This is a genomic window from Microbacterium hydrocarbonoxydans (genome assembly GCF_023715885.1).
Classification (GTDB): Bacteria; Actinomycetota; Actinomycetes; order Actinomycetales; family Microbacteriaceae; genus Microbacterium; species Microbacterium hydrocarbonoxydans_C.
This window is the reverse complement of sequence record NZ_JAMBOY010000002.1, coordinates 455,622-477,752: the sequence shown is the minus strand read 5'-3', so window position 1 is coordinate 477,752 and position 22,131 is coordinate 455,622. Positions and strand designations below refer to the sequence as shown.

Below are 22,131 nucleotides of genomic sequence, written 5' to 3'. Positions count from 1 at the left end.
GAATCGACCATGCTGTGCGCCCAACTCTACCCCGCGGTGTCGGGGCGGGATCGGCTGCACGAGGCGGTTTCGCCCTGAGCGCACAGGGTGCCCGCGGCGTCGTGCCGCAGCCGCTCGACGACGATGTCGGCGCGCCGCAGTAGCGTGGAGGACATGACAGAGGATGCTGCGCAGATCGCCGTGATCGGCTCAGACGCGACGGCTTCCGGCATCGTCATCGGCGCACCGGGCACCGGCAAGACACGCGCGCTGATCGAGCGCGTCGTGCACCTCCTCGGCCCTGAGGGCCTGCGGCCGGAACATCTGCTCGTGCTGACGCCGAGCCGTCAGGCCGCGACGTCGTTGCGCGACCGCATCGGAGTCAGGATCGGCGAGGCGACCCCGGGGCCGTTGGCGCGTTCGCTCGGCTCCTTCGCCTTTCAGATCGTGCGCGGCGCCATGGTGCACGCGGGTGAAGAGCCGCCCGCGCTGCTCACGGGAGCGGACCAGGACCGCCTGATCGCCGACCTCCTGGCGGGCGACGCCGAAGACGAGTACATCGCCTGGCCGGAGGCGCTGAGCGCGTCCGTGCGCGGATCGCGCGGTTTCCGCTCCGAACTCCGAGCCTTCCTCGCGGAGTGCGCCGAGCTGGGTGCGCAGCCGGAAGACCTCCGCCGCGCCGGTGATCCGGTCTGGACGGCCGTGGCCGACCTCCTCGTCGAATACCGCGCCGTGCTCGACCTCGCCCGTGCCGCGCATCGCGACGCCGCCGACCTGCTCACCGAGGCGCGGACGATCCTGCAGAGCGCGGGCGCCGCGGAGCTCGGCCCTCTCGCCGACCTCCGGATCGTGCTCATCGACGACGCCCAGGAGCTCACCCGCGGCGGCGTGGCCCTCGTGCAGGCGCTCCGCGAGCGGGGCGTCGCCGTGCTCGCTTTCGGAGACCCCGACATCTCCTCGGGCGCGTTCCGCGGTGCGACCCCCGAATTGTTCGCGCAGCTGGCCACCGCCCTCGGCGAGGTCCACGTGCTCGACGCCCCGCATCGTCAGACGGCGTCGCTGACGTCGCTGACGCGAACCGTCACGCAGGCGATCGGTGCATCGGGCCGCGTCGACCACCGGCGTGCACCGGCGCCGAAGACCGACGGCGCAGAGGATACGTCGGTCTCGACCTTCATCGCCCCCTCGCCCTACGAGGAGCTCGACCGCATCGCGGGGGTCATGCGCGAATGGCATCTGGTCGACGGGGTGGCGTGGGACCGCATGGCAGTGATCGCGCACGATACGCGCCAGGTCGCTCAGCTCGAGACCGAGCTCGCGGCCCGTGAGATCCCGACGCGCGCCGCCGGCGTGCAACGCCCGCTCGGCAGCGAGTCGGTGGTTCGCGACATCGTCGGCGTCGTCCGTCTCGCGCTGACGCCGGCCGAGGAGCGCACCGCGCAGGAGTGGGAGGAAGCGCTGCGCACGCCCTTCGGCGGGATGGATGCGATCGGTCTCCGACGGCTGCGCGCGCGACTTCGGCACGTCGAGCTCGAGCAGGGCGGATCCACGCCGGCCAGGGAGCTGCTGCGACAGGCGCTGACGGGGCCCGACCACTTCACGCTCATCGACGCGGCGGAGTCGCGCACGGCGGCGAGATTCGCGCAGACCGTCGCCGAGGTCGCGAAGGGAGCCGCAGAGGGCGAGACGATCCACGACCTGCTCTGGCGGGTGTGGGATCGCGCGAGGGCGGTGGACGGCAGGGCGCTGCAGATCGCGTGGCGCGAGATGTCGATGCAGGCGAGCGGTGCCGAGACCGCGAGGGCGCTGGACGCCCTCGTGTCGCTGTTCGGCGCGGCCAAGCGATTCGTCGAACGCACGCCGAACGAGCGGCCCGAGGTGTTCGTGCGAGACGTCCTCGACAGCGAGGTGCCGGAGGATTCGCTCTCCAGCCCCGATCGGCCGGGTCGAGTGACCCTGCTCACGCCGGCCACAGCGCTCGGAACCGAGTTCGACGCCGTCGTCGTCGCCGGGGTGCAGGACGGCGTATGGCCGAACGTGCGTCTGCGCGGCGGGATGCTGCAGACCTGGCGGCTCGCCGACGCACTGCTCGCCGCGCGCACGGGTCGCCTCGAAGAGCCCCCGGGGGTGCTCGATAGGCGCCGCGCGGTGCTGCACGACGAGCTGCGCCTCTTCGTGAGGGCGATCTCGCGGTCGCGCCGCCGATTGCTCATCACCGCGGTCGACGACGACGACATGACGCCGAGTCCCTTCTTCGCGTTCCTGCCGCCTCCGCCCCCTCCGGCCCAACACGCCTCTGCGGAGCATCCGCTCACGTTGCGGGGGCTCGTCGCGCGGCATCGGCGGGTGCTCACGACCTCCCACTCCGCCGTCGCCAGGTCCGAGGCCGCCGAGCAGCTGGCGGTGCTCGCCCGCGAAGGCGTACCGGGCGCCGACCCGTCCGAGTGGTACGGGGTCACGCCGCCGTCGACGGACTCCGGTCTTCGCGACCTGGCGGAGGAGGGTGCGCGAGTCTCGCCGTCGCGCCTCGAATCGTACGAGGAGTGCGGTCTGAACTGGGCCGTCTCGGCGCTGGGCGGAGACACCGTCATGCCGCCGACCGCCGGCATCGGCACGATCGTGCACGAGGCGATGGAGAAGTCGCCGGACGGCGACCTCGAGCAGATGCGCGCCGTGCTCGCCGAGCACTGGCCCGAGCTGGATTTCGAGACGGAGTGGATCGGACGCAAGGAGCGCCGCCGCGCCGACACTCTCATCGACCGGCTGCACACCTATCTGCACGACGTCCGCCGCGACGGCGGCCGCGAGATCGCGAGCGAGGTGGAGTTCCGCTTCGCCGTCGACATCCCCGCGAGCGACGACGAGATCCCCGCGGTGCATCCCGTCGGTGATGTGCAGGGCGATCAGGCGATCATCCACGGCTACATCGACCGCGTGGAGCTGTATCCGCCCGGCGCCGGTGACCATCCCCACGCGCGGGGGCAGAAGTGGCAGCCCATCGCCGCGGTCGCCGAGGTCGACGATGCGCGGCGGGAGCGAGTCGTCGTGGTCGACCTCAAGACCGGAAAGTCCGATCCCGAGTCCGACCCCGGTGTCGTGGAGCACGCTCAGCTCGCGGCGTACCAGATCGCCGTGCAGCAGGGACTCATCCCGGATGCGCCCGCCGATGCGCTCGCGGGAGCTCGGCTGGTCGTGGTGTCGAAGACCCTGGCCAAGAGCGACTACCGCATCGCACACCAGCACACGCTCGACGAAGAGGCGCGGGCGGCCTTCTTGCGCCGGGTGGGGGAGGCCGCGCGCGGCATGTCGGCGTCGAGCTTCACCGCCCAGGTCGAGGCGCACTGCGCCGACACCCAGCGCCGCATCAATCCCTGCCGCATCCACACCGTGCCGGCGGTGAGCGCATGAATTTGGTCGATGCGCCGCGGGAGACCGTCGAGTCGTGGCCGGGCACCTTCGGCATCTCCGCGACCGACGTGGCCGCCGCGCTCGGGCAGCCGTCGCCGACGCCAGCGCAGCAGCGCGTGATCGAGGCGCCGCCCGCGCCGGCACTCGTGGTCGCGGGAGCGGGAAGCGGCAAGACCGAGACCATGTCAGGTCGCGTCGTGTGGCTGGTCGCGAACGGCCACGTCCGCCGCGACGAGGTGCTCGGTCTGACCTTCACCCGCAAGGCGGCGGGCGAGCTGGCCGAGCGCATCGGCACTCGGCTCGCACTGATCGACGAGTACGGACGCCGCGGGCTGCTCCCGTTCCTCCCCGAGATCGTGGCGAGTGGTGCTCTGGAGCGCGTCGAGGCCGCCGCGCCGGGTCGGCAGCGCGACGTGGTCCGGCTCCGAGTGCTCGACGAGCTCGCGGACGCGTACGGCACAGGGTGGGATCCGGCGACACCCCGCGCCGCGGAGGAGCTGATGATCCGCCCCCGCGTGTCGACCTACAATGCCTTCGCCGACGGCATCGTGAGGGAGCACGCCGCCCGCATCGGTCGTGACGCCGACGTCGCGATGCTGAGTCAGGCCGCGTCGTGGATGCTGGCGCGCGAGGTCGTGCTGCGATCGGACATTCCCGAGCTCGAGCAGATCGACTTCGCGCTCGGCACGGTGATCGACGCGGTGCAGCGGCTCGCCGGAGACGTCCTCGACCATCGGATCGACGTCGATCGCGCCGTGCGCATCGCGAGGGAGCAGGCCGAGGCCTTCGCTCCGTACCGGGGCACGGCCGTCGTCGAGACCGCCGCGACGAATCTCCTGAGTCTCGCGACGCTCGCTCAGCTGGTGCGCGATTACATCTCGGAGAAGAGCCGACGGGGAGTGCTCGACTTCGCCGACCAGGTCGGCGGGGCGTACGACATCGTCGAATCGGCACCCGACGTCCGCGCTGAGTTGCGTGAGCAGCATCGCGTCGTGCTGCTCGACGAGTACCAGGACACCTCGGTCATCCAGACCCGGTTCCTGGCGGAGCTCTTCCGCGATTCCGCGGTGATGGCGGTCGGTGACCCGCACCAGTCGATCTACGGGTGGCGCGGGGCGAGCGCCGACAACCTGTATGCGTTCTCGGAGGCGTTCGCAGGCCTGGACGCGTCTCCGGCAGCGGCCTACAGCCTCATGACCAGCTGGCGCAACGACAGCCGCATCCTCGATGTCGCGAACCGCGTTCTGGAGCCACTGCAGCGACCGGGGCTCGACGTACCTCCGCTGGAACCGAGGCCGGGGGCCGGGGAGGGAGCGGTGCAGGTGCGCTTCCCCTTCACCGTCGACGACGAGGCCGCCGAGGTCGCCGAGTGGTTCGTCGAGCGGCGAGCAGCACACGACCAGGCGGCGGCGGGTCGTCCTCACACCGGAGCGATCCTGTTCCGCTCGAAGCGCCACATGCAGACGTTCGCGGCCGCTCTCGCAGCGCGCGGCGTGCCGCATCGTATCCTGGGTCTCGGGGGGCTGCTCGCGACGCCCGAGGTGGTCGACGTCGTCTCGACGTTGCGCGTCGTGCACGATCCGACGGCTGGGTCCGCCCTCATCCGGCTCCTCACCGGACCGAGGTTCGCGATCGGCGTCGCAGACATGGCCGCGCTCTACGACCTCGGCCGCACACTCTCCGAGCGTGACACGGGGATGATGCCGCTGCCGGAGGAAGTGCGCGTTCGCCTCCGTTCCTCGCGCGGCGCCGACGAGGCCGTGTCGATCATCGACGCGGTCGACGTCGTGCGCGCGGTACGCGACGACTACCGGCTCATCGCGGGCATCAGCCCCGCCGGGCGCTCCCGCATACGCGCCGCAGGCGAGATGCTCGAACGGCTGCGGCGCGCGTCGTCGCAGCCGATCCCGGAGCTCATCCGCCTGATCGAATTGGAACTCCGGCTCGACATCGAGCTCGCGGCGAACGAGACGCGGGGGCCGGCGCGGGTCGCGGCGACGCAGCTGCGGGCGTTCGCCGACGAGGTGCGGGCCTTTCTCGCCGCCGACGAGCGCGGCACGATCGGCGCGCTGCTCGCCTGGCTCGACAAGGCCGAGAGCACCGATGAGCTCATGCCGCGGCCCGAGCCCCCGGAGCCGGGAGTCGTGCAGCTGCTCACGATTCATGGGTCGAAGGGTCTGGAGTGGGATGCCGTCGCCGTCGTGCGGCTGGTCACCGACGAACTCCCCGGCCGCGTGTCGGACACGTCGGGATGGTTCGGCTTCGGCGTCGTGCCCTTCGCCCTGCGCGGCGATCGCGACGCCCTGCCGCGATTCGACTGGGATCCCGTGGCGGCGATGGGCGATGAGACCGACCCGAAGAAGCGGCAGGCCCTGGCGCAGTCGTCGCTGTCGGGCGGCGTGTCCAAGGCGAACCCGCAGGGCGGTGCTCTCAAGCGCTTCAAGGATGCCTATCGCGACTACCAGCAGCAGGAGGAGCGCCGTCTCGCCTACGTCGCGATCACGAGGGCGCGCACCGATCTGCTGCTGACCGGCGCCCACTGGGCGGGGCAGAGGTCGCCGCGCGTGCCGAGCCCTTTCCTCGTCGAGGCGATGGACGTGCTCGGCCTCGACACGATCGAGCCGGTCGACCCTGAGGACAACCCGTACGAGGGTCCCGGAGCCACGCTGAGCTGGCCGCTCGATCCGCTCGGCGCGCGCCGCCCGCTCGTCGAGTCCGCAGCGGCCGCCGTCCGGTCAGCTATGGCCGAGGATCCGGTCGCGTCGCCCGAGCTGGCCCGTCTCCTCGTCGAGCGGGAGGCCCGCCTGCGGGGGACGGCAGCACAGCCTCCCACGCGTGTGCCCGCGTCGCGCTTCAAGGACTACGTGACCGACTTCGACGCCACCATCTCGTCGATCGTGCGCCCGATGCCTGAGCGGCCTTACCGGCAGACCCGGCTCGGCACGCTCTTCCACGCCTGGGTCGAGCGGCGCAGCGAGCTGGTCGGCGTCGGCTCGCGCGTCGAGGAGGCGCTCTGGGAGCTCGATGAGGACGACCCCGCCGCGGACTCGCCGGGTGACGTGTCGCCCGCGGACGCGGCGGACCTGCTGATCCTGCAGCAGATCTTCGAGCGCAGCGAATGGGGCGGGCTCGCGCCGATCGCCGTCGAGATCGAGATCGACTTCGCGCTCGGCGGAGCGCCGGAGGAGGACGGCTCAGGGCACATCGTCATCTGCAAACTCGACGCCGTCTACCGTCGCGCAGACCGTGGCGGCCGGATCGAGATCGTGGACTGGAAGACGGGCAAGGCACCCCGCACGGCGCAGGAGCGCGAGGAGCGGATGCTGCAGCTCGCCCTGTACCGGCTCGCTTACCACCGCCGGTTCGGGGTCCCCCTGGACGAGATCGACGTCGCCCTGTACTACGTCGCCGACGACCTGGTGATCCGCGGTGACCGCGTCTACTCGGAGTCCGAGCTCCTCCAGCGCTGGAGCGCGGCGCGCGCGGCGCGCTGAGCCTCGTCCTCCGGGGAGTCATGCGAGTCCGCGGCCGAAGACCCGTCCGACGCATCGCCGGAACCATCGCCGCTTCGGGATCCGGGGAACCGGTCCCGCAGACCCGACAGATCCTCTGTCTCGAGCCCGCCGACATCCGCCCGCCGCGCGGCCTCGGCGGCTTCTGCAGCGGCATCCGAGAGGTCGTGGGTGCTGTCGGCATCTGCGCCGCCGCCGATCGAGCCGGTGTCGCGCCGCCCGTCGTCGTCCGATTCGTCGTGCCACAGCTCGTCCGGGTTGTAGGCGTCGGTCTCCATGGCCGTGGCGCCCGCGGCTCCCGCCCCGGCAGCTGCGGTGGCGGGAACGCGGTCGAGGGCGTCCATGGCCGAGTCGACGCCGTCCGCACGCGCCGAGATCACCGTGAGGTCGTCGTGCCGCAGCCCGTCCGCGAGAGCCTCGAGCAGGGCGGCGGCGTCGTCGACGATGTCCTGCCGGCGCAGCGAGTCGCCGTGCACGAGCCAGCGAGCGAACTCGAGCTCCGCGAGCAGGCGCCCGCGCACCTCCAGGGCCGGATCGGGCACGCGGTCGATCGCGCGCCCGTACGCCGCGGTCACGTCGTCTGCGGCATCCGGTGCCGTCGAGAGCCAGGAGAGGTCGACCGCAGGGTCGCCCACCGACAGGGAGTGCCAGCCCAGCAGGCCGGTGACCTGGGGGCCGGCCTCGGGGTCGTCGCGGAACACGAAGGAGGTGGCCTGGAGGCCGCCCAGCACGACCGTCGACTCGAAGCGCCAGAGGTCGTCGTCGGCCACGGCCTCGCGCCAGCGCACCGTGAGGCGCGCGGGCACGCGTCCGGTCGCCGCGGCGGTGTCGACGAGTCTGGCGATCTCGTCGCGGCTCTCCTGCGCTGTGCGAGCGAGCAGACCGGCGCCGCGGACGACCGAGGTCGGCAGCGCGTGCACGGCGGCGATCGCCGCGCCCATCGATTCCGCGGCTCCGCGACCGGCGGGCACGTGAGCGGCCTCGATCTGGAAGCCGGGGAGCAGCTCCGTGACGAGCGCGGGCGCATCGCCCAGGCGCGCCTCGCCGATGTACGCGGGAGCCTCGAACGGCAGCATCGCGCGGGCTCCGGCGGTCAGGGCTCGGAGCGCGAGCGCCTCGGCGGCGAGCTCGCGGCCGGCCTCGTCGTCCTCCGCCACGCGGATCGCGAGCTCCCGCCCGTCGGCGAGAGAGGCGACTGCGGAGTCGAAACGTCCGTCGCCGTCCGCGGTCAGCGGTCGCGCGCCGGTCACCTCCGCTCCGGGCAGTGCGGCCGTCACCGCCGCGGCTAGAGTGAAAGGAGAGCGTCCCATACCCCCAGGGTAGGCGGGCGCCGGGGCGGTCCCGCCTCCGCCACGCCCGTGAGAGAGGGAGTCGATGACCACGATGCGCGCGACCTTCGACCGTGCGGCCGAGCTGCGGACCGAGGCAGGAGTGATCGAGCGGCTCCGGGCCGACGACACGACCAGGGTCATCGCCGTCCGCGACGGCCGCGCGCGCATCGCCGACGCGGATCTCGACGAGCCGCAGCTGCTGCGCGTCTCCCCCTCCGAGGTCGGCGAGGCGACCTGGGCGCTGCTGGGCCGCGACTCCGAAGACGTGGTCGTGCTCCTCGCGGTCCTGACCCCCGAGGCCGACACGATCGACACCGCTCCGGACGAGACATGGCTGGGCCTGCGCGATCTCGGGGCCCGCCTCGGCGACGAGGACTCCCAGCTGCTCATCGAGGCTCTCGCCCTCGGCGGATGGCTGCGCGACGCGCCGTTCTGTCCGACGTGCGGCGGAGGAACCGAACTCCGGCAGGCCGGCTGGTCGAGGCGCTGCCTCGTGTGCGGACGAGAGCACTTCCCGCGCACCGACCCCGCGGTGATCGTCGCGGTCGAGAGCGCCGACGGCGAGCGTCTGCTCTTGGGCGCCAACGCCAACTGGGGCGGACGCATGTACTCGTGCTTCGCCGGCTTCACCGAGGCGGGGGAGTCGCTCGAAGCGACGGTGCACCGGGAGCTTGCCGAGGAGGCGGGGGTGCGCCTGGCGTCGCTGCACTACGTGTCGTCGCAGCCCTGGCCGTTCCCTCGGTCGCTCATGCTCGGCTTCCGCGCTGTCGCGCTCGACGAGGCCGATGTCCGCGCCGACGGCGAGGAGATCATCGACGTCCGCTGGTTCACGCGCGACGAGATCGGCACCGCGCTCGCCGGGGAGGGACCCGTCGGGCTGCCGGGCCCGGCATCGATCGCGCGCGCGCTGATCACGGCCTGGTACGAGGGGCGCGCGTGAGCGCGCTCGACGCGCTCGACGACAGGCAGCGGGAGGCGGCGTCCGTGCTGCGCGGTCCGGTCGCCGTGCTCGCCGGTGCGGGTACCGGCAAGACGCGGGTGATCACGCACCGCATCGCGCACGGCGTCGACACCGGCGCCTATTCGCCGTCGCGCGTCATGGCGGTGACCTTCACGGCGAAGGCGGCGGGAGAGCTGCGCGGACGCCTGCGAGCGCTCGGAGTCGAGGGCGTCGCCGCGCGGACGTTCCACGCCGCGGCGCTCGCTCAGCTGAACTTCTTCTGGCCGACCCTCGCCGGATCGCCGGCTCCGTCGATCATCGACAACAAGGTGCGGATGCTGGGGCAGGCCGCCGACGCGATGCGCCTGCGTCCGAGTACGGCGACGCTGCGCGACATCGCGTCCGAGATCGAATGGCGCAAGGTCTCGATGCTCTCGATCGAGAAGCACGCCTCGCTCGGTCGCACGCCCAGCGGCGTCGACGCGCAGCAGCTCGTCGAGCTGCAGCAGCGCTACGAGGCGCTCAAGGACGAGCGGCATCAGCTCGACTTCGAGGACGTGCTGCTCGCCTGCGCCGGGATGCTGGAGGCCGAACCCCGCGTCGCCGCCTCTGTGCACGAGCAGTACCGCCACTTCACGGTGGACGAGTTCCAGGACGTCTCGCCGCTGCAGAACCGTCTCCTCGAGCTCTGGCTCGGGGACCGGCGCGACATCTGCGTCGTCGGTGACGCGAGTCAGACGATCTACTCGTTCGCGGGAGCCGAGCAGCGCTTCCTGCTCGAGTTCGAGCGACGGCATCCCGGCGCCACCGTCGTGCGCCTCGAGACGAACTACCGGTCGCAGGCCCCGATACTCGAGGCGGCGAACGCCCTCATGCGCGGCCGGCCGGGAGCCCTGGAGCTGATGCCCGCGCGCGAGACGTTCTCCGCGGATGCGCCGACGGTGACGGCGTACGACAGCGAGCGCGAGGAGGCGGAGGGCATCGCCGCCGCGGTCTCCGCGCGCATCGAGGAGGGCGCCTCGCCCTCCGACATCGCGGTGCTGTACCGCGCGCACGCGCAGTCGGCTTCTCTGCAGCAGGCGCTCGCCGCGGAGGGCATCGCGACGTCGGTGCTCGGCGGGACGCGCTTCTTCGCCATGCCCGAGGTCCGCCAGGCCATCCTCGCCCTCCGGGCGGCGGCGGTCGCGCCGACCGAGCACGGGTTTCTCCCCGGGGTGCAGCGCGTTCTCCGCGAGCTGGGCCTCAGCGACGAGCCCCCGGCGGCCGGAGGCGCGCAGCGCGACGGATGGGAGGCGCGGCGCGCGATCCTGCGACTCGCCGAGGAGGCCGGACCTGACGAGACGCTGCGCAGCTTCAGCGATGCGCTGATGGCACGGGCGAAGGATCAGCACGAGCCGACCATGCGCACGGTGACGCTGTCGACGCTGCACGCCGCGAAGGGTCTGGAATGGCCGCACGTGCACCTCGCGGGCTGGGCGGAGGGTGCCCTGCCGATCTCGTACGCCACGGGTTTCGACGCGATCGACGAGGAACGACGACTCGCCTACGTCGGCGTCACGCGCGCCGCGCGTACGCTGTCGGTGTCGTGGTCGCGCTCAGCCGGCCGAGGGGAACGGGCGCCGTCGCGCTTCCTGGCCGAGATAGGAACGACAGCTCGCGGCACCGGCATTCTTCGTGAAATCTCACCGGCCGCAGCTCGCGCCGACCGCCGCCGCTGAGCTCCATGACGGCTCCGTCGGCTCCGGCGCGGAGGATCGCGGCGACCGCGGTGGCCGCATCCGCGACGCGGAGGGCACTGATCGGCCCCGAGGCGCGGCCGATCAGCTGCGTGTGCAGCCGCGGCCAGGCGGGATCGCGATCGCGCTCGTGGGAGTCCCGGCACGCGAGGCACGGAGAGCTTCCGGGCACCACGAGCGGCCCCACGGTGGTCTTTCCGCGCTCGAGCGCCACCGGCAGATGCGGCACGTCGTCGCGCAGGTAGCGCCGGAACTGCAGAGCGGCGGCCGCACCCTCGACCAGCACGACCGCGACGTCCGCCGATGAACGCGGATCGCCGGCCGGCACCCCCTCGTCGAGCAGCGCCTCGCGCAGGCGGTACTCGCACCGCGCGTCGCGCACGTCGTTGCTCTCGACCCAGGCGGCGCGATGTACGGCGACCTCGTCGACCAGCAGCGGTTCGAGTCGGGCGTACAGGGCCCTGGCTTCCGCGCGCGGCGCTCCGAGCGAATGCGCGATCACGTCGAACGAGGAGCGGCGGAAGCCGGCGGCCATGCGAGCGAGCACGTGCTCGACCCACGGCGCGGAGGCGGGGATGCGCAGGGTCCCCTCGACCCCGACCTGCAGCGTGTCGCCGTCGCGCCAGAGGAGCGGGACGGCGGGGTCGAGGCGGGTGATCGTCGGAGTGCTGAGCGGCATCCCTCGATTCTGCGGAGAGATCGGATGCCGCGGCACCACGACCGCCGTATCGGTGGAGAACTCCGCGAGGCGCCTTCTCGTGCAGGAGAGGCGCCTCGCGAAGATCACGCGGTCCGGTCAGACAGGTCGGTCACCCCCGGGCGAGTCGTCGCCCGACTCATCGCGTGCATCAGACGAGTCGGGGGAGGAGTCGCCGGGATCGGCGCTCTGCTCGTCGCCACCGCCGAAGTCGTCGCCGTCGAGCAGCCGCGCCAGTGCCTCGTCGAACTCGTCGGTCTCCGGCTGCTCGCCGCGCGCGGTCGCCTGGAGCCGGGTGACGAGCGCCGTGGGATCGTCGATGTCCTCCGAGGTCGGCATGAGGTCGGGGTAGTCCCACAGCGCGTCGCGTCCGGCGGCGCCCACGGCATCCGTCACCGCCTGCCACATCGCCGACGCCTCCCGCAGGCGACGCGGACGCAGCTTCAGGCCCACGAGCGCGCCGAGGGCGTCCTCCGCGGGCCCGCCGACGGCGCGTCGTCGGCGCGCGGCCTCTGCGATGCGTGCGCCGTCCGGAAGACGCGCGGTCGCCTGCGCTGTGACGACGTCGACCCACCCGTCGATCGTCGCGACGAGGTTCTCGAGCCGGGCGAGGGCCTCGCGCTGGGCATCGGTCTGCGTGGGCAGCAGTGCGCCGCCCTCGATCGCCGCGCGCAGTTCCTCGGGGTCGGAGGGGTCGAGCCGGCTGGCGACGTCCTCGAGCGCGTCCACGTCGACCGTCACGCCGCGGGCGAAGTCGGTGATCTGCGCCATGACGTGCAGGTGCAGCCACTTCGCGTGCCGGTAGAGACGCGCATAGGCGAGCTCACGGGTCGCGATGTACAGCGCGATCTGATCCTCGGGGATCTCCAGACCCTCACCGAAGCCCGCGAGGTTCTGCGGGATCACGGCAGCGGTGCCGGCCGGCAGCACCGGGATGCCGACGTCGCCGCCCGACACGACTTCGAGCGACAGGTTGCCCAGCACTTGGCCGAACTGGGCCGCGAACACCGATCCGCCGAGTCCGCGCATCAGCTTGCCCGCGCCCTGCACCACGCCCCGCATGTCGTCGGGGACCTGGCTGTCGAGCGCCGCAGTGAGCGCGTCGGCGATGCTCGTCGACACCGGGTCGGCGATCTCCTTCCACACCGGAAGCGTCGCCTCGACCCATTCGCCGCGGGTCATGGCCTTAGGCGCCTCGGCGAGCTCGGAGATGGTGGTCGCCTCACCGAGCCACAGGTCGGCCAGAGCGAACGAGTCGGCGAGAGAGGTGCGCGACCCCTCGGAGATCCCGAGACCGTCGCGATTCGCGATGTGCAGTGCCTGCCGCAGCGCGTTCTCCCAGGCGTCGCCGCCGAAGGCGCCCTGCAGTTGCGCCATGATCGTCTGCATCATGGCCGGATCGAGCTGTAGCCCGTCCATACCCGAGAACGCGTTGCGCAGCGCCTCGGGGTCGATGTCTCCGCCTCCCTGGCCGGACATCATTCGTCGGAGGAACTCCTGGAAGTCCTCGGGGGTCGGGTCGTTGTCTGCCATCGCGATCGCCTCTCAGCACGTCTGAAGCCGTGGCATCTACGCTAGTCACAGGATCGGCCGCGAGACCCGGGCATGGGCAGATCGCTGTACGCCGCCCGCGAACGACGGAGGAACCTGTGGATCGAACCCGGTCTATGAAGCTCGGACTGGGAGTGTGGGCTCTGATCGTCGCGTTGGTCGCGCTCGTCGTACTCACCTTCCTTCCCACGCCCTACGTGATCCAGCGACCAGGACCGGTGTACGACACCCTCGGCACGGCCGCCGGTGCCGACGACGAGCAGGTTCCCCTCATCAAGGTCGAGGGTGCGGAGACGTTCGAGACCGCGGGCACACTCGACCTCACGACCGTGCAGGTCGTCGGCAACCGGGAGCGCACGCCCAGCTGGTTCGAGCTCGCGCTGGCGTGGACCGACCCGTCACGCGCCGTCGTCCCGATCGAGTCGGTCTTCCCCGAGGGGCAGACCAGCGAGCAGCGTGACGAGCGCAACGCGACCCTGATGGTCGACTCGCAGCACGAGGCCACGGCGGCTGCTCTCAACGAGCTCGGGTACGACACGGGTGCCGCCGTCGCCGTGGTCGAGGTGCTCGACGACGCCCCCGCCGCCGGGCTCCTGGAGCCCGATGACGTGATCACCGCCGTCGACGGCACTCCCGTCGCCTCGGCGAAGCTGCTGCGCCAGGCGATCCAGGATGCAGCGGGCGACCCCGTGCAGTTGACGGTGCTGCGCGGCGGTGAGGAGCAGACCGTCGAGGTCACCCCCGAGAAGCAGGTCGAGGGGGACGTCACGACCTGGCTCATCGGCGTCACCCTGCGCACCGACTACGACTTCGAGGTCGACGTGACGATCCAGCTCGACAACGTGGGCGGTCCGAGCGCCGGCATGATGTTCGCGCTCGGAATCATCGACACCCTGACCCCCGGCGAGCTCAACGGCGGGAAGAACGTGGCCGGCACCGGCACGATCGAAGCCGACGGCACGGTCGGGCCGATCGGCGGCATCCGTCAGAAGCTGTACGGAGCGCGGGATGCGGGCGCCGACTACTTCCTGGCGCCGGAGTCGAACTGCGACGAGGTGACGGGGCATATTCCCGACGGCCTCACTGTGCTGAGCACCTCCACGCTCGACGAATCGCTCGCCGCGCTCGAGGTGATCGCGAACGGCGGCGAGGTCGGCTCGCTGCCGACCTGCGACACCGTCGCCGCGAAGTGACGCCGTGACCTCCCCGTGACAGGAACGACAGCCGCACCACAGTAAGGCGTGCCTAGGATGGAAGGGTGACCTCGACTTCCGCACCGAACCCGGCCACTCCTCGAACCTCGCGAAGAATCTTCGGCATCTCGTTGGCGATCATCGCCGCGCTGATCGCCGTCTTCTTCGTCTTCTCGTCGCTCTTCACCGAGTACCTCTGGTTCGACCAGCTGGGCTTCACGAACGTGCTCACGACGCAGTGGATCGCGACGGTGACCATGTTCGTCGTCGGGTTCCTTGGCATGGCGGTGCCCCTGTTCGTCGCGATCCAGCTCGCCTACCGGCTGCGACCGGTGTACGTGCGGCTGAGCTCGCAGCTCGACCGCTACCAGGAGGTCATCGAACCGCTCCGCCGCCTGGCGATGTGGGGCATGCCGATCTTCTTCGGCCTCTTCGCCGGATTCTCGGCTGCCAGCCAGTGGAAGACCGTCTGGCTCTGGGCGAACGGCGTGGCGACCGACACCACCGACCCGCAGTTCGGGGTCGACACCGGCTTCTATATGTTCGCGATGCCGTTCTACTCGATCCTGCTCGCATTCATCTCCGCCGTGCTGCTGCTGACGCTCATCGTCACGGCGCTCGTGTCGTACCTCTACGGCTCGGTGCGCATCGGCCAGGGTGAGCTGCGCATCTCGAAGGCCGCGCGCATCCAGCTCGCCGTGACTGCCGGTCTCTACCTCCTCGTGCAGGCGGCCAGCCTCTGGCTGGACCGGTACAAGACGCTCGTGAGCCCCGACGATCGCATCGTCGGCCCCGCGTACACCGGCGTCAACGCGACCATCCCCGGCCTCGCCATCCTCGCGATCATCGCCGCGATCGTGGCCGTGCTGTTCTTCGTCACCGCCGTGATCGGCCGCTGGCGGTTCCCGCTCGCGGCGACGGCGCTCCTGATCATCGCCTCGCTCGTCGTCGGCGTCGGCTACCCGTGGGCGGTCACGACCTTCCAGGTGCGCCCGAACCAGAACGCCTACCAGGCCGAGTTCTACCAGCGGAACATCGACGGCACCAAGGAGGCGTACGGCGTCGCCGACCTCGAGACCACGCCGTTCGAGGCCGAGACCGACGCCGAGGCCGGGCAGCTCCGGGCCGACGCGGAGACGACGGCGTCCATCCGCATCGTCGACCCGGCCGTGATCAGCCCGACCGTCCGCCAGCTCGAGCAGTACCGCGGCTATTACCAGTTCCAGGAGAACATGGACGTCGACCGGTACGAGATCGACGGGCAGATGCAGGACACGGTGGTGTCGGTGCGCGACCTCGACATGGAAGGCGTCGATGTCACGAACTGGAACAACCGCGCCGCGGTCTACACGCACGGCTACGGCCTCGTGGCGGCGGCGGGCAACCAGCGCACGAGCGACGGCGAGCCCGTCTTCCTCGAGCGCGGCATCCCCTCGTCCGGCTTCCTGACAGACCAGGAGAACTTCGAGCCGCGCGTCTACTTCGGAGAGAACTCCCCGGAGTACTCGATCGTCGGAGCGCCGGACGGGTCCGATCCGGTCGAGATCGACTACCCGCGCGGGAAGGACGGGTCGAGCGAGACGAAGACGACGTTCGAGGGCGACGGCGGACCGAAGATCGGCAACACGTTCACGAAGCTCCTGTACGCGCTGAAGTTCCAGTCCGAGCAGATCCTGTTCTCGAACCTCGTGAACGAGGACTCGCAGATCCTCTACGACCGCGATCCGAAGACCCGAGTGCAGAAGGTCGCGCCGTACCTCGAGCTCGACAGCGACCCGTACCCGAGCGTCGTCGACGGTCGTATCGTCTGGATCATCGACGGGTACACCACGAGCTCGTCGTACCCGTATTCGACGAACGTGAGCCTGTCCGAGGCGATCGCCGACTCGAACCTCCCGTCGCCGTCCCTCGCGATCGACGAGATCAACTACATCCGCAACTCGGTCAAGGCGACGGTCGACGCGTACGACGGATCCGTCACGCTGTACGCCTGGGACGACCAGGACCCGGTGCTGCAGACGTGGCAGAAGATCTACCCGTCGACGCTCAAGCCGGTCAGCGAGATGTCGGGCGACCTCATGAGCCACGTTCGGTACCCGACCGACCTGTTCAAGGTCCAGCGCGACATCCTCGGCATCTACCACATCGACACCGCCGGCTCGTTCGCGCAGCAGGACAACCGGTGGCAGACGCCGAACGACCCGCGCAGCGACTCGGTGCTCCAGCCGCCGTACTACCTGACGATGCAGATGCCCGGCCAGGACTCGCCGCGGTTCTCGATGTTCTCGACGTTCATCCCGAGCGCCTCCGGCAGCGGCGGCAACCGAGATGTGCTGATGGGCTACCTCGCCGTCGACTCCGACGCGGGATCGGAAGCAGGCAAGAAGGCAGAGGGCTACGGTCAGCTGCGGATGCTGGAGATCGACACCGACACCACGGTGCCCGGTCCCGGTCAGGTGCAGAACACGTACAACTCCGACACCTCCGTGGTGCCGCAGCTGAACCTGCTGCAGCAGGGCGAGTCGCAGGTGATCTACGGCAACCTGCTCACGCTTCCCGTGGGTGGCGGTCTGCTCTACGTGCAACCCGTCTACGTGCAGTCGTCCGAGGGTACGAAGCTGCCGCGCCTGCAGAAGGTCCTGGTGGCCTTCGGTGACAAGGTCGCGTTCGAGGACACGCTGACGGCGGCGCTCGACGCCCTGTTCGGCGGTGACTCCGGGGCCACCGGCGGCGATGACCAGGTGGAACCGACTCAGCCCGATCCGGACGCCGGTGAAGTGCCGACGACCGAGCCGACGACGCCCACCGATGCCGAGGCCGACGCGCTGGCGGACGCGCAGCAGGCACTGCTCGACCGCGACGCGGCGCTGAAGTCGGGTGACCTCACGAAGTTCGCCGAGGCCGACAAGCGGCTGACGGACGCCGTCAACACGCTCCTCGAGCTGGAAGGCGCATCGGGGGAGTAGCTCCTCGCACCGAGCCGCGCGCCCCGCAGCTGACGGATTCGATCCGGCGGCAGCGGGACGCGCGGCTTCGTGCATCCGCGCCGACTGCCTCCATCGGCGAACCCGATGGGGGCCACAGGATCGGTGGGATGGGACGATGCCACGTCGCGTCCTACTGTTGCTGACATGACGCTCTCCTCCGCGCGCACCATCGAGGCGATCGCTCTGAGCCCGATGATCGAGGTCGGCGATGTGGATGCGAATCTGCGCCGCCTCGCCGACGCGCTCTCCGGGTTCCACGACGATGCGCCGCGCCTCGTCGTCGCGCCGGAGCTCGCTACCAGCGGTTACGTCTTCACCGACCGTGACGAGGCGATGCGCCTCGCGATGCCTCGGGACGATGACCGACTGAGCCGACTCGCCGAGCGGCTCGGCTCGCAGACGGTGGCAGTGATCGGGTTCGCGGAGCTCGACGGTGACCACCTCTACAACTCCGCCGCGGTGCTGACGCGCGACGGAGTGCTCGCGGTCTACCGCAAGTCGCACCTCTGGGGAGAGGAGAAGCTCGTCTTCACCCCCGGAACGGATGCCGGGATGGTCGTCGATACGTCCGTCGGGCTGCTCGGTGTCGCGATCTGCTACGACAACGAGTTCCCCGAGGTGCCGCGCGCCCTCGCGCTCTCCGGTGCTGACCTGCTCGCGCTTCCGGTGAACTGGCCGCTGGTACCGCGCCCCGAGGGGGAGCGGCCGCCCGAGACGATCCAGGCCATGGGCGCGGCGCGGTCGTCGCGGCTGCCCACGGTGATCGCAGACCGGCACGGCGTCGAACGCGGGGTGGAGTGGACCGGCGGGACGGCCGTGATCGACGGGGAGGGCTGGGTCGTCGCGGAGGACAGCGACGGCGCGGCGACCGCGATCCTGCAGATCACGACCGGCGACAAGGGGCTGGGCCCGCACAACGACCTGTTCGCCGACCGTCGGCCCGACATCTACCGCGCGCACTCGTCCTGACCCGCAGGCCTCGCGCCGGCATCCATCGATTCCTCACCCGAGAAGGAACCCACCCATGTCACACCAGAGCAGCGGTCTCCCCGAGCCCGGCGTCGCGCAGACCGAGGTCGCGTTGCCCTCGACCAGCGGCATCGAGGTGAAGTCCATCGACTGGGTCCCGCTGACCGAGCGCACCGGCACCCCGTCGAGTCTGTTCTCGCTGTGGTTCATGTCGAACGCGAACCTCACGACCCTGGCGACGGGGATGGTGGGCGTCGCGATGGGAGCGAACTTCCTCGTCTCGGTCGTCGCCATCGTGCTGGGCGTCTGCGTCGGCACGGTCTTCACGGCCTTCCACTCCGCGCAGGGTCCGCAGCTGGGGCTCCCGCAGATGATCCAGTCACGCGCCCAGTTCGGCTACCGCGGGGTCGCGATCGTGTGCCTTGTCGTCGTCGCGAGCATCGTCGGATTCAACATCTTCAACCAGCTGCTCGCCGGTCAGGTGCTGACGACCACGACCGGCGTGGATGCGGGTGCGTGGTGGTACGTGCTCATCACGGCTCTCGCGCTGACTCTCGCCATCGTCGGCTACCACTGGATCCACCGCGTGCAGAAGTGGCTCACCTGGCTGTTCCTCGCCACGTTCGGCGTGTTCACCGTGGTCGCGATCTTCGTGCTGCCCCTGCCGGCCGCGGACTTCTCGTTCGCGGAGATGAACTGGCCGGCGTTCCTCGTGCAGTTCGCTGCCGCTGCGGCCTACGCGCTCGGCTGGGCGCCATACGTCTCCGACTACTCGCGCTACCTGCCTCCGCAGACGAGCCCGAGCAAGGCTCTCTTCCACACCGCTTCCGGCGTGATCGTCGGGGCCGGCTGGCTCATGATCCTCGGCGCGTTCGTGGCGTCGCTGTTCACCGAGGCCGACCCGGTCGAGGCGATCGGCGCCGCCGCTGACGCGATCCTTCCGGGGCTCGGACCGGTGCTGATGTGGTCGGCGCTTCCCGCGCTCATCACGGTCATCACGATCAACATCTACGCCGCGAGCATCGAGCTGATCACGGTCGCCGATTCGTTCCGTCCCGTGCGTCCGACGCGGATGACCCGCATAGTCGCGTGCTCGCTCGTGGGGCTCGGCGGTCTCCTGGGTGCGGCGTTCTCGACGGGGGAGTTCCTCGACTCCTTCGGCAGCTTCCTCGTGGTGCTGCTGTACGTGCTGGTGCCGTGGACCTCGGTGAACCTCGTCGACTACTACCTGGTGCGTCGCGGGCGCTACGCGGTCGCGGAGATGTTCCGTCCGCACGGCCTCTACGGCGCATGGGGATGGCGCGGCATCACCGCGTACGTCATCGGCATCGTTGCGATGATCCCGTTCGTCGTCACGACCTGGTTCACCGGTCCGGTGGCGACGGCCATCGGCGGCATCGACATCGCCCTGTTCGTCGGCCTCGTCGCCTCGGCGATCGCCTACGTCGTCCTCGCGCGCGGTCTCGACCTGGACGCCGAGAGGCAGCTCGCCCGTGAGGAGGCGGAGGCCGCCGGCATCCGCTCCGTGAGCTTCGGCGCGGGTCGCGACTGACACGCCCGGCCAGGGAAAGCGAAAGGCCCTCTGACCGAGATTTCTCCGGGTCAGAGGGCCTTCCATTTGTTGCGGGGACAGGATTTGAACCTGCGACCTCCGGGTTATGAGCCCGGCGAGCTACCGAACTGCTCCACCCCGCGGCACAAGAAGTAACTTACCACGGATACCGAGGGTGCGCGAATCGGGGGCGGACTCCCGGGCGTGTGCGGGAGGATGGGCGCATGACCTCCGCTGCCGTGCCCGTCGCCGTCTGCCAGCTCGCTCCCACCGACTCCCGTGAGCGGAATCGCGAGCGCGTCGCGGAGCTGACCGCACAGGCGGCGGCCAGGGGTGCCCGACTCGTCGTCTTCCCCGAGTACTCGAGCTACTTCGTCGACCCGATGGACGAGTCGCTCGCGGGGAACGCCGAGACGCTGGACGGCGAGTTCGTGTCGTCGCTGCGCGCCGCGGCATCCGACCACGGCGTGGTCATCGTCGCCGGGCTCGTGGAGCAGGCCTCCGACGCCGGGCGAGTACGCAATACGGTCGTCGCCGTCCGAGGCGACGGCATCCTCGCCACCTACCGCAAGCAGCACCTGTATGACGCCTTCGGGCAGACGGAGTCGGACTGGGTGGAGGCCGGCGACCTCGACGCTGCCGCGACCTTCGAGGTCGCCGGTATCCGCTTCGGGCTGATGACCTGCTACGACCTGCGATTCCCCGAGGTCGCGCGCACGCTGGTCGACGACGGTGCCGATGCCCTCGTCGTCCCGGCGGAATGGGTGCGCGGTCCACTCAAGGAGCATCACTGGACGACGCTGCTGGCCGCTCGCGCCATCGAGAACACGGCATACGTGATCTCCGCCGACCACCCGACGCCGATCGGAGTGGGGCACTCGCAGATCGTCGACCCGCAGGGTGTCGTGCTCGCCGGGGCCGGCACGTCCGAGGGCATCGCGGTGGCCACGGTCGAGGCGGCGTCGATCGAGCGCGTCCGCGCCACGAACCCGTCGCTGCGCGTGCGGCGCTACCGCGTGGTGCCCGCCTGAATCGGACACCCGCCGACGAGAGCGGTCAGAAGCCGCCGGCGAGTCTTGCTGCGGCCTCTTCCAGGACCTCGACGCGCTTGCACGCCGCGAAGCGCACCAGTCCCGCATAGTCGTCGCGATGCTGCGGGGAGACGAACGCCGTGAGCGGGATCGCGACGACGCCGGCGCGCTCCGGCAGCGAGCGGCAGAAAGCCGCGGCATCCGCTCCGCCGAGCTCCGACGCGTCCGCCACTGTGAAGTAGCCGCCCTGCGGCGGATGCACCGTGAAGCCGGCTGCGCGGAGTCCGGCGCCGAGAATCTCGTGCTTGTGGGAGAGGGTGCGCGCCGCACCCGTGAAGAACTCGTCGTCGAGACGAAGCCCCACGGCGACCGCCGGCTGGAAGGGTGAGCCGTTGACGTACGTCAGGTACTGCTTCACGGTCAGGACGGCGGTGATGAGCTCGGCCGGCCCGTGCACCCAGCCGATCTTCCAGCCCGTCGCCGAGAACGTCTTGCCCGCTGAGGAGATCGTGAGAGTGCGCTCCGCCGCCCCGGGGAGTGTGGCGATCGGCGTGTGCGGGGCGTGGAAGGTCAGGTGCTCGTACACCTCGTCCGTCACGATGACGGCGTCGTGCAGTTCGGCGAGGCGCACGATCTCCTCCAGGATGCGGCGGTCGAAAACCGCTCCGGTGGGATTGTGCGGATCGTTGACGAGGATGACACGGGCCCGGTCGGTCACGACGTGGGCCAGCTGCTCCAGGTCCGGCTGGAAGTCCGGCGCACGGAGGGGGATGGTTCGCAGCTGCGCGCCCGCCAGAGCGACGGCGGCCGCGTACGAGTCGTAGTACGGCTCGAACACCACGACTTCGTCGTCAGGGCCGTCGATCAGCGCGAGCAAGGTCGCCGTGAGGGCCTCGGTCGCCCCGGCCGTCACGATGACCTCGCGCTGAGGGTCCACCTCGAGCCCGTAGAACCGCCGCTGGTGCTCGCTTATGGCGGTGAGTAGATCCGGGATGCCGCGACCGGGCGGGTACTGGTTCTCACCGCGGGAGATCGCGGCTCTGGCCGCCTCGAGGACCTCGCCCGGACCGTCTTCATCGGGGAAGCCCTGACCGAGATTTATCGCGCCGGTTCGAGCCGCTGCTGCCGACATCTCTGCGAAGATCGTAGGTGCGACGGAACCGTCTGGTGCGAGCAGTCCGGCTCCCGCTGCCGTGCGCCGCCATGCGCCGGGGATGACACTCATGAACACCAGGCTAAGGCCAT

Annotated in this window: 13 protein-coding genes and 1 tRNA gene; 9 read left to right on the top strand and 5 right to left on the bottom strand. The window is 70.6% G+C overall.

Annotated features, from left to right (window positions below):
- Positions 1 to 26: 26 nt before the first annotated feature.
- Positions 27 to 155 carry a hypothetical protein gene (locus M3195_RS16880; RefSeq protein WP_285885508.1) on the bottom strand — a complete coding sequence of 43 codons (129 nt, stop codon included), beginning with the start codon at positions 153 to 155 and terminating at the stop codon, positions 27 to 29.
- Here M3195_RS16880 and M3195_RS06560 point away from each other — a divergent pair.
- The gene (locus tag M3195_RS06560) at positions 154 to 3,387 is read left to right on the top strand and encodes an ATP-dependent helicase (protein WP_251585793.1); all 3,234 of its coding nucleotides are present in this window, start codon (positions 154 to 156) and stop codon (positions 3,385 to 3,387) included. The two genes, M3195_RS16880 and M3195_RS06560, sit on opposite strands and share 2 nt — an antisense overlap.
- Positions 3,384 to 6,881, top strand: coding sequence for an ATP-dependent DNA helicase (locus tag M3195_RS06555; RefSeq protein WP_251585791.1), 3,498 nt, complete (start codon positions 3,384 to 3,386; stop codon positions 6,879 to 6,881). The genes M3195_RS06560 and M3195_RS06555 overlap by 4 nt, the downstream gene beginning before the upstream one ends.
- Here M3195_RS06555 and M3195_RS06550 read toward each other — a convergent pair.
- Positions 6,827 to 8,209, bottom strand: coding sequence for a hypothetical protein (locus M3195_RS06550; RefSeq protein ID WP_251585789.1), 1,383 nt, complete (start codon positions 8,207 to 8,209; stop codon positions 6,827 to 6,829). The genes M3195_RS06555 and M3195_RS06550 overlap by 55 nt on opposite strands.
- A 64-nt stretch (positions 8,210 to 8,273) precedes the next feature.
- Between M3195_RS06550 and nudC the strand changes: the two genes are divergently transcribed.
- Complete coding sequence (gene nudC / locus M3195_RS06545; protein ID WP_251585787.1) at positions 8,274 to 9,170, top strand: NAD(+) diphosphatase; 897 nt, start codon at positions 8,274 to 8,276, stop codon at positions 9,168 to 9,170.
- Positions 9,167 to 10,888 carry an ATP-dependent helicase gene (locus M3195_RS06540; RefSeq protein WP_251585785.1) on the top strand — a complete coding sequence of 574 codons (1,722 nt, stop codon included), beginning with the start codon at positions 9,167 to 9,169 and terminating at the stop codon, positions 10,886 to 10,888. Before nudC ends, M3195_RS06540 begins: the two co-directional genes overlap by 4 nt.
- Before the next feature lie 814 nt (positions 10,889 to 11,702).
- Here M3195_RS06540 and M3195_RS06535 read toward each other — a convergent pair.
- Positions 11,703 to 13,136, bottom strand: coding sequence for a zinc-dependent metalloprotease (locus tag M3195_RS06535; RefSeq protein WP_251585783.1), 1,434 nt, complete (start codon positions 13,134 to 13,136; stop codon positions 11,703 to 11,705).
- 134 nt (positions 13,137 to 13,270) lie between these two features.
- Here M3195_RS06535 and M3195_RS06530 point away from each other — a divergent pair, with 134 nt between their 5' ends.
- The 4 genes from M3195_RS06530 (at position 13,271) to M3195_RS06515 (ending at position 19,855) form a co-directional block, all read left to right on the top strand.
- Positions 13,271 to 14,347 carry a YlbL family protein gene (locus M3195_RS06530; RefSeq protein WP_251585781.1) on the top strand — a complete coding sequence of 359 codons (1,077 nt, stop codon included), beginning with the start codon at positions 13,271 to 13,273 and terminating at the stop codon, positions 14,345 to 14,347.
- 65 nt (positions 14,348 to 14,412) lie between these two features.
- Positions 14,413 to 17,313: a UPF0182 family membrane protein gene (locus M3195_RS06525; RefSeq protein ID WP_251585779.1), complete on the top strand. Its 2,901-nt coding sequence runs from the start codon at positions 14,413 to 14,415 to the stop codon at positions 17,311 to 17,313.
- Positions 17,314 to 17,478: 165 nt separating this feature from the next.
- Positions 17,479 to 18,303: a nitrilase-related carbon-nitrogen hydrolase gene (locus M3195_RS06520; protein WP_251585777.1), complete on the top strand. Its 825-nt coding sequence runs from the start codon at positions 17,479 to 17,481 to the stop codon at positions 18,301 to 18,303.
- A gap of 55 nt (positions 18,304 to 18,358) precedes the next feature.
- The gene (locus M3195_RS06515; protein WP_251585775.1) at positions 18,359 to 19,855 is read left to right on the top strand and encodes a purine-cytosine permease family protein; all 1,497 of its coding nucleotides are present in this window, start codon (positions 18,359 to 18,361) and stop codon (positions 19,853 to 19,855) included.
- A 69-nt stretch (positions 19,856 to 19,924) separates the two neighbouring features.
- On the opposite strand, the gene M3195_RS06510 is transcribed toward M3195_RS06515, so the two are convergent.
- Positions 19,925 to 19,998: transfer RNA gene (locus M3195_RS06510), tRNA-Met, on the bottom strand.
- 81 nt (positions 19,999 to 20,079) lie between these two features.
- On the opposite strand from M3195_RS06510, the gene M3195_RS06505 reads away from it, so the two are divergent.
- Positions 20,080 to 20,886, top strand: coding sequence for a carbon-nitrogen hydrolase family protein (locus tag M3195_RS06505; RefSeq protein WP_251585774.1), 807 nt, complete (start codon positions 20,080 to 20,082; stop codon positions 20,884 to 20,886).
- Positions 20,887 to 20,911: 25 nt separating this feature from the next.
- Here the strand turns inward: M3195_RS06505 and M3195_RS06500 are convergent, their stop codons facing one another.
- Positions 20,912 to 22,111 carry an aminotransferase class I/II-fold pyridoxal phosphate-dependent enzyme gene (locus M3195_RS06500; RefSeq protein ID WP_251585772.1) on the bottom strand — a complete coding sequence of 400 codons (1,200 nt, stop codon included), beginning with the start codon at positions 22,109 to 22,111 and terminating at the stop codon, positions 20,912 to 20,914.
- Positions 22,112 to 22,131 lie beyond the last annotated feature (20 nt).